Raw genomic sequence first — 8,993 nt, forward strand, 5'->3', positions numbered from 1 at the left:
CAGTTTTAAAATATTTTTTTTGAAAAAGAAATGTACTTTTAAGTCGAAAATGAATCCCTAAAATTTATGTCAAAACGAATTCTCATTATAATAGTTATTGTAATCTTCGGAAGCTTTAATAGTTTTTCAAAAGGAATTATCGAAAAAGATTCTTCAGAACCGAAAACTATTTCATTCAAAATAAAACTGAAATCGACAGATAAAATAAAAATTGTAGTTTCTCCATTAAAATATAACAAACATTTAGCGTATAGTTTTACGCTTGACGATGGCTACAGATCTGCTTATTTAACCGCTTTTCCATTATTGAATGGAGGAAAAATCAGTAATTCATCCATTAACGAATGGAAAATTGATCAAGGTGGAGATGGAACAGTTTCAGAAGGGCTTTTTTATTCGGACGGAATGGGAAATAAAATTCCGTTTAAATTGGCTTTAGCGATCAATGGAGGTTCAATTCGTTATTTGCCTGAAAATCGCGGACATCTTTCTTGGGCTGAAATTAAAGAAATGTACAATGCTGGCTGGGATATTTTGAATCATAGTTTTCATCACGCTACAAAACACGGAACAAATTATTTTACAGAAGTGACGGAAAACATCACTTCGATAAAACAAAATCTGGATTTTACTATGTCACATTTTGTGGTTCCTGGCGGAGAAGGTGATGAGAAATATTATTTAGAATATGAAAAAGAGGCACTTAATAACGGACATTTTTCGGTAGCGTCTTATTATGGTGTTGGACCAGTTTTTAAAGTAGATTCAAAAGTCGATTTAGATAAAATGATTTCTGCTCGAACTTTTGTCCAAAGTTCAAAAGATACAATCACTTTTAAAACAATGGATCGTTATTTAAAAACCATAGATTCAATTGTAAAACAGCCAGAACCGGTTTGGTTTAACGATTTCACACACGGAACAGGAAATACAAATCTGTGGAACCTAAGCATGCGTTTTCCCGATTTTAAATATTATATGACAGCGCTTGCGAATAAATATGGTACAAAAGGAAACGATTCAATCTGGATGGCGCCGTGGCAGGAAGTTTACGAATACATTTGGTTAAGAGACAGAATTAAAGTCGATTTTCAGCAGAAAAATAAAGAAGTAATAGTTACAATTAAACTTCCGGAAATTCCAGGAACTTTTAGGAATCGTGATATTTCTTTAGTAATAGATACTTCTTCAAAATTTGAAATCGAATCCAAAAAAGATTTGAAAATTAAAGATGACGGAAAATCAACTCATAAACAGATTTTCATTCAATTGAAATAAAAATGTTTCATAAAAATTTAAACACATAGAAACATAGTTTTTTGGAATGTAGAAAAGGCGTTTCACTTGCATAAATTCACATAGCTAGCTATGTGTTAGAAACTAGTTTCTTTCGATTTTCTTTATGAGTAAAAGAAAAAAACTATGTTTCTATGTGTTTAAAAATTATTCTCAACGAAAAACTTCTAATCAATCTCTTTCTCGTTGTCCTTTATAAAAGTATCAATATTCATTAAATACGGATCAATCACAATTCGCTGAGGTTTTGTTTTGAGTTTTAATTTCCCTTCAATTTTATTGTTTTTGATGGCAAAAGGATAAAGAAATAATTTTCCGTTTTCATCATAAATCCCAATATCTATTGAAGCATCGTTTGGAATTTGTTTTCGTTCTCCGGTTGCATTTTCTCTGAATTTTTCAGAATCAGCTTTAAAAGAAACTTCATAAAAGCCATTTTTTTGAATACTTGAAACAGATTCTATTTTTGACGAATAGGTAATAATCTGCTTAAACATTTCATCTAATTTAGGATGCAGTTTTTGATTCGTTACCTCATAAATTTCTTTTAATAAAGCCTCAGAATCAGGAAACGGATTTGGATATTTATAATGATTCAGGAAATTTTTCAAAGCCAGATTTACTTTTTCTTCACCAATTAAAACCCGAAGCTGATGCATTACCAACATTCCTTTATCATAAGGTAAATGTGGTGTATCGTAATTCGTTTTATACAAAGGCGTTTCAGGATCATAACTTCGACTACTCAAATATAAATCCAGATGAATTTTTAAAGTTTCGAGCGCTTTTTCCAAGCCATGTTCTTTTTCATACAACATGAGTTCGGTGTATTGCGCCAGAGTTTCAGTCAAAATCCAGCTTCCTTCTTTTTGTTCCGGGCTTATTTGTGAATTTCCCCACCACTCATGCGATAATTCATGAGCCGTTAATTGATTAATTACATCTTCTTTATCCTTATTGTTGAGGTTACTGTAAAATCCGAAATTCTCTTTCATAAAAACCGTCGACGGATAAGAAGTCGCAGCAAATCCATCGGCGAAAGCTGAAACTTCGGCATAACGAATTGTTTTGTATGGATATTTACCAAAATTATTCTGGCAGTAATCTAAAGTATTTTTTACATCCTGAATTAGTTTTTTGATATTTCTCGAATGTCTTTTATCATAATAAACTTCAATCGAAATGCCTTTATAATTCGTTTTTTTAATTTCATATTCAGCAGAAGAAAAAGCAAATCGAAACGGAATCTTACCGTTAGATTTATAATGAAAATAATTACGGTTGTCTTTTCTCCAATTCCCAATTAAATCTCCAACGCCAATCGCCGTCTGATTTTTAGAAGTTGAAACTACAGCATCATAATCAATAAAATCATATTTAATTTCCGACTTGTCTTCCAGCTTTTTAAGAGGCGTCTGCGGTTTCAAATGTCTTTTTACCCGTTCTTTTTTACTGCTGATTTCATTCGATTCCTGATAACCGAAAAGTGGAAAGTAACGGCTTATCCGCATAAATGACCCATTTTCGATTATAGAATTAAAGGCAGTATGTCCTTTAAATGGTGACCACGAAGACTCAAAAGAAAAATTCATTTTCATTTTCTGCTTTGGTTGCAAAGGTTTTTCCAATCGATACCAATAATGATGAAATGCCGAAATATCATTTAGGTTTTTCGAATTCGGAATTTCAACAGAAGTCAACTTTGAATTTCGATCTATATATAGGAGTAAACTATCAATAGGTTTTTCAGTATTATTGATCAATTCATAAGTGCCTTCTACTTCATAGCGATTTTCCTCAGGAAATAAATCAACTTTACTTTTTACAGAAACAATCGTAGGCTGAGCAAGATTGGTATATTTTTTAAATTGAGTTTCATATTTTTCGCTCCAGTTGTTTTGATCTTCTTCGGTCAAATACGGATATTCGATATTGGTTTTGTAAAAAAGATAACTCCCAAAACCAATAAAAAGAATAATTCCTAAAGAGAAAGTTACTTTCTGAATGCCATTAAATGAATTTCTTCGAAAGGTTTTTGCAACTGAAGCATTTCTTTTCCATAAAATTCCAGTCAAAGTAAGAAGCAGTAAAGCCAATCCGAAATTGTACAGCATCGAAATATGAAACGGAAAAGTGTATTTTCCGAAACCATTTAAATCAAAATATTCTCTTTTAAAAGCATTTCCAAACCGCAGTAAAGGATGCGAAATTCCCAATTGTTCTCCAATTCCTGTACAAAACAAAATGCAGACAAAAGCAGCAACCGAAAGTCCGATGTATTTATTTTTAATAAAAGTCTGAATTGAGATTATCAAAATCGAAATCAGCAGCAACGGAAATCCGAGATAATAAAACAAGGAAAGATAAAGACCCATTTCGATTGGAGCATTGGCATTCGCAATCTGAAAAGCGCATCCAATCAAAATACTAATGCTGATAATGAGTAACGGAATGATAAAAAGTGCCGTCAGTTTGGCCAATAAAACCACAAACTGAGAATATGGTGCGGTATTTTCGAGCATTTCAAATCTCGAATTTTCACTTCGGTTTAATAATTCACTGCTGTAAAAAAGCAGAATCAAGATCAGAATAAAAGGCAGACGATCCATTATGGTGGAAATCATTAAAGCCGTATCCGTAATTTTTTCCGCTAATCGAATTCCCCCGTCAATTTCATCCGAAATTTCGATTGCCAACAATCCCGAAAATAAAAGAACAATCAATAAAAACGGAATTCCTTTTAAAACTAAAAAGATATCAAGCTTGATATTGCTTTTAAAAACAGCAAAATTATGTCTGAAAGTTTTGAACTCGATGTTTTTTGGAATTTTCGAAGAAAAGATTTTTTCTTCTTTTGAAATGACTTTAGGTGTTTTTATCTTTTTAGTTTTTGTTTTTCGGAAGGAAAATAATCGATACGAAACAAAAAGTAAAAGCAGTGAAACCGAAATCCACAACAATCGATTAAATAAAAAGTTCCCCGAAAGCGAAACCAGTTCGGTATTTTTTTCAATCGAAGTCCAATATCTCGTTTGTTCTAAAAAAGCCGCCAAACCAAACGGATCTATTTTTGCTGCCAAAGACATGGCTTTCGCCGAAGATGGAGAAGCATTTGCAAAGATGGGCGAATTAGAAAAAATAGAACCCGCTATATATAAAATGTAAATTAATAGTCCCCCAACATAAATGAAAAGTTTACTTCGCGTAAGCCAGGCCAAAGCCGTCAATATAGAAAGACACAGGAAAATATTCGGAATCACAATTACAAAATACGGCCAGAGATAATTTATAATTTCAAAAGGACCTATTTCGCTTTTTGAAAGCCACGACATTTGATGTCCAACGATCATTCCAACGATAAACATTCCAAAAGAAATTACAGCGATTATAAATGCGGTAATAAATTTTGGAGCTAAATAATGAAACTTAGAAATAGGAGAGGAGAAGATAATCGAATCGAATTTCGTTTCATATTCCTTTAAAAAACTCTGTGCAACCTGAAGTGTAATCGAAAATATCGTCATTAGCGAAATCAGACCAATCGCATAAGTCAATACATACGGACTATTTTTGTAAGCGCCCGAAAAAGAAAAGTTCGCAAAAGCACTCACAAAAAATCCTAAAACCAAATAAATAATAAACGTGGCATAAAAAGTCCAGCTTCTGGTGTTGTTATGCCATTCAAATTGAATTAATTTAGAAAGCATAACACTAATTTTTAAGTTGATTTTGAGCTAAAACACTAAAATAAACATCGCTTAAATCTGGCGATATCAATTCGAACCCAGAATCTGGACGTTGATGGGAGAAAACATGAATATTGATTTTCCCTGAATTTAAGTTGGACGAAATGATATTAAAATTAGATTGATAGTCCTTAAGTTCTGTTTTCGGAATGGCTTTCATCCAGATTTTATCTTTTAAAGAATCGATTGCTTCGTTTGGTTTTCCTTCCAAAATCAATTTTCCGTTAGAGATAATGGCCATTTTTGGACATAAATCACGAACATCTTCCACAATATGAGTCGATAGAACTACAATAATGTTTTCGCCAATTTCGCTTAGCAAATTATTAAATCGGTTTCTTTCCTCCGGATCAAGTCCCGCAGTAGGTTCATCTACAATAATAATCTTCGGATTTCCTAATAAAGCCTGAGCAATTCCAAATCGCTGACGCATTCCGCCAGAAAAAGAATGAACCGCTTTGTCTTTGTGTTGTAATAAATTCGTCTGCTGTAATAAATACAAAATTTGATCGTGACGTTCTTTTTTTTCGACGATTCCTTTTAAAACCGCCAAATGATCGAGCAGGCGATAAGCAGAAATTTTAGGATAAACGCCAAATTCCTGAGGCAGATAACCCAGATTTTGCCTGATAAACATTGGATTTTCCAGAATATTAATTCCGTTAAACTCAATACTTCCCGAAGTGGGTTCCTGCAAAGCGGTAATAGTCCGCATTAAAGTCGATTTTCCGGCGCCGTTTGGCCCGAGCAAACCAAACATTCCGTTTGTAATTTCAAGCGATAATTGGTCAATCGCTTTTGTGCCGTTCTCATACGTTTTGCTGAGATTTTGGATTGATAAACTGTTCATTTTTTGATTGATTTAGATGATTGAATTAAACTATGATTTGAAAAATTTAGGCAATAGAGTACCTGTCGGCTTTAAAAACTGATTTATTAAGAGTGAAATAAGATTTAAAAGAAAGCTATTCTGCCACGTATTCTAAAATATCTCCGGGCTGGCAATCCAATATTTTACAAATAGCTTCGAGAGTATCAAACCGAATTCCTTTTGCTTTTCCAGTTTTTAGAATCGATAAATTAGCAGGCGTAATATCTAGTTTTTCTGCCAACTCTTTACTCTGCATCTTGCGTTTGGCAAGCATTACATCAACATTTACAATTATTGGCATAGTTATATAAATAAGTCTTGTTCGTTCTGAAGGTTTAAACCTTGTTTAAAAATGGCGGCTAAAAAGTAAGCGAAAACACCCAGCATTCCGTGTAATAATATAAAAAGCGAAACTTCATTATCCAGTGGCACAAAAAAGAAAGCTACAAATATTACAATACCCGGAATTAATAAATTGGATAAATAGAAACGCCTTAAATGAGAAATTCCGTTTTGCGTAAATAATTTAGGCTGAAAAAATACTTTAAAAACATTGCTGCTCAATAAAAAGAAAAGTCCATATAAACTCAGCGGAGCCAAAAAATCAAAAAGAATATACGGCAAGTTGTAATCACCTAACATTAAAGGATGAGAAGTAAAAGGATAACAAACCTGAAAATACTTTCCGTTGTCCTTAAAAGTCAAAAACAATCCCGTTACCAAAGTAAAAACAGAATATCCGGCCAAAAAGAAATAAATCACAGACAAAAATCGGGTAAAGTAAAATAATATTCTAGATACAATATGAGTTGTCTTCATATAATGAAAAGTTAGATATTGCAAATGTATAATTAATTATTGTAAAACAATAATTAATTATTGGAAAAGAAACTTTTAGGTATTTTTAGAAATATTATAAATCTATTAACATTAGAAAACAAAAGGCATCCATATAAAAGGCTTAATTTTGCATATTAGCATTTTTTTATATGAAAAACCCAATTTCAGTCTCATTATTAGAGCTCGCTATCATCACTCAGGATAGCAATGCCACAGAAACATTTCAAAAAACAAAAGACATAGCGCAATTAGCAGATACTTTAGGATACAAGCGATTTTGGCTTGCAGAACATCACAATATGGCCCACGTTGCAAGTACGGCAACAGTGGTTTTAATTGGGTATGTAGCAAGTCAGACCAAAAATATCCGAGTAGGTTCTGGCGGCATCATGCTTCCAAATCATTCTCCTTTGGTAGTTGCAGAACAATTTGGAACCCTAGAAACTCTTTATCCAAACCGAATCGATTTAGGTTTAGGAAGAGCGCCGGGAACAGATCAGCCAACCGCCGAAGCAATTCGAAAAGACTTTTTTGAGCAGGCACAGCGTTTTCCGCAAAACGTAAGCAAACTTCAAGAGTACTTTTCAAGTGAAAATGCAACAGGAAAAGTGCGTGCATTTCCAGCCGAAGGTCTAAAAGTGCCAATCTGGATTCTAGGATCAAGCATGGACAGCGCGGCTTTGGCAGCAGCTTACGGATTGCCTTATGCTTTTGCTGGACACTTTGCGCCAAAACTGATGATTCAGGCATTTGAATTTTATAGAGAAAATTTCCAGCCTTCAGAATATTTAGATAAACCAAAAACAATGGCTTGTGTGAATATCATTGCAGCAGACACAAACGAAGAAGCAGAATTATTGTCTACAAGTTTGTATCAAATGTTCCTGAACCTAATTAGAAACGACCGCAAAGGCCTACAACCGCCAGTTCCGTCATTAGACGACATCATGAACGAGCAGGAACGTTTCCATGTCAATCAAATGACGGCCGGAACCTTCACAGGAAACAAAGAACAATTAATAACCGATTTGAAAAAGTTCATTGACTACGCCAGAATAGACGAACTAATGGTAACCAGCCCAATCTTCGATCATCAGGCAAAATTAAAAAGCATTCAAATCACCAAAGAAGCAATCGACAGCCTAAACGATAGTATACATATATAAGTATACTATACATAAGAGTAGATTTCATTCTCATAACCCGACAGGTTTCTAAAACCTGTCGGGTTTGTTTTTGTTATATATATAAGCAGAAAGTTCTACTATAATATATAAGAGTAAAACGGAGTAAATCTAAAATCAGCTTTTAAGATCTATTGTCAGGCTGAGCGAAGTCGAAGCCCTTTTAGCGGCAGTATTTGGAATTTGAGATTTTAAAAAATTGAACTTTGGAATTTATTAAGGAGCTTATCCCGCTATCCGCTCCAATCTTTTGTGCCGAACCCCGGCACAAAAGGATTTCCACTTCTATCGGGGCTAGGGCACCGGTTTCCAGAAGAAAAAAACAGAGAAGATGGATGGTCCCCGAAGAAAAACCAGTGCCAAAAAGAAACTTTGTGCCTCTGCGCCTTGGCGAGATTCGAAAAATACCCACAGAAAACCAAACTTTATATCTTAGTGCCTTTACGGCAAAATAAAGCAGAGTAGGACAAAATCGCCCGAAAACAGAAATATCTATAAAACAGCCCAAAAAACTTTGGTTTGTAAAAAACGCATAACCAGTGACTTATAAAAAATATTGAAAATAGTTTGCAAAAAGCCTTGTTTAACTGGAAAAAGGTTCTACTTTTGCACCCGCAACAGCGAAGGCGTTCATCGAAATACTGGCAGGAAATGAGAATCAGACGAAAAGAAATTTTCAAAAAAAAGATTCGAAAAAGCTTGCGAGATTTGAAAATGCTTTCTACATTTGCACCCCGCAAAACACGGAAAGTTCATTGAGAGATTGGGAGGAAAATTGGAGAAAACGGGATTGAAAAAATCTCAAAAAAAAAACTTTAAATTTTTCTTGCAGGAAACAAAAAGAAGTTTTAGTTTTGCACCCGCTTTGAGAGATAAGCGAAAGACAGAAAATTACGTTCGTAGACATATTGAATTGACAGCCGTTCTAACAGAGATGTTAGAGCAAAAAGAATAAGAGCAGTAGAATCGCAAGATTCGAAAAGAACCGATAGAAAGAGCATCGATTATATAATATTAAAATATACGATGAAGAGTTTGATCCTGGCTCAGGATGAA

6 protein-coding genes are annotated in these 8,993 nt (G+C 33.9%); 2 read left to right on the top strand and 4 right to left on the bottom strand.

The window, feature by feature from the left end; translation table 11 throughout:
- Nucleotides 1-66 precede the first annotated feature (66 nt).
- Nucleotides 67-1,278, top strand: a complete 1,212-nt coding sequence (locus tag SOM12_RS07655) for a polysaccharide deacetylase family protein (RefSeq protein ID WP_320492956.1) — start codon at nucleotides 67-69, stop codon at nucleotides 1,276-1,278.
- A gap of 185 nt (nucleotides 1,279-1,463) precedes the next feature.
- On the opposite strand, the gene SOM12_RS07660 is transcribed toward SOM12_RS07655, so the two are convergent.
- The 4 genes from SOM12_RS07660 to SOM12_RS07675 form a co-directional block, all read right to left on the bottom strand.
- On the bottom strand, nucleotides 1,464-5,003 hold the full coding sequence (locus SOM12_RS07660; RefSeq protein WP_320492957.1) for an ABC transporter permease/M1 family aminopeptidase: 3,540 nt from the start codon (nucleotides 5,001-5,003) through the stop codon (nucleotides 1,464-1,466).
- 4 nt (nucleotides 5,004-5,007) lie between these two features.
- Nucleotides 5,008-5,892, bottom strand: coding sequence for an ABC transporter ATP-binding protein (locus tag SOM12_RS07665; protein ID WP_095928800.1), 885 nt, complete (start codon nucleotides 5,890-5,892; stop codon nucleotides 5,008-5,010).
- A gap of 115 nt (nucleotides 5,893-6,007) precedes the next feature.
- Entirely contained in the window at nucleotides 6,008-6,214 is a 207-nt protein-coding gene (locus SOM12_RS07670; RefSeq protein ID WP_012024053.1) for a helix-turn-helix domain-containing protein, read from the bottom strand.
- A gap of 2 nt (nucleotides 6,215-6,216) precedes the next feature.
- Nucleotides 6,217-6,732 carry a DUF2975 domain-containing protein gene (locus tag SOM12_RS07675; protein ID WP_320492958.1) on the bottom strand — a complete coding sequence of 172 codons (516 nt, stop codon included), beginning with the start codon at nucleotides 6,730-6,732 and terminating at the stop codon, nucleotides 6,217-6,219.
- A gap of 170 nt (nucleotides 6,733-6,902) precedes the next feature.
- On the opposite strand from SOM12_RS07675, the gene SOM12_RS07680 reads away from it, so the two are divergent.
- Nucleotides 6,903-7,919 (top strand): LLM class flavin-dependent oxidoreductase, encoded by a 1,017-nt coding sequence (locus tag SOM12_RS07680; protein ID WP_320492959.1) that lies wholly within the window; start codon nucleotides 6,903-6,905, stop codon nucleotides 7,917-7,919.
- The last annotated feature ends 1,074 nt before the right edge of the window (nucleotides 7,920-8,993 follow it).

It is taken from the genome of Flavobacterium sp. CFBP9031 (assembly GCF_034044945.1).
GTDB lineage: Bacteria > Bacteroidota > Bacteroidia > Flavobacteriales > Flavobacteriaceae > Flavobacterium.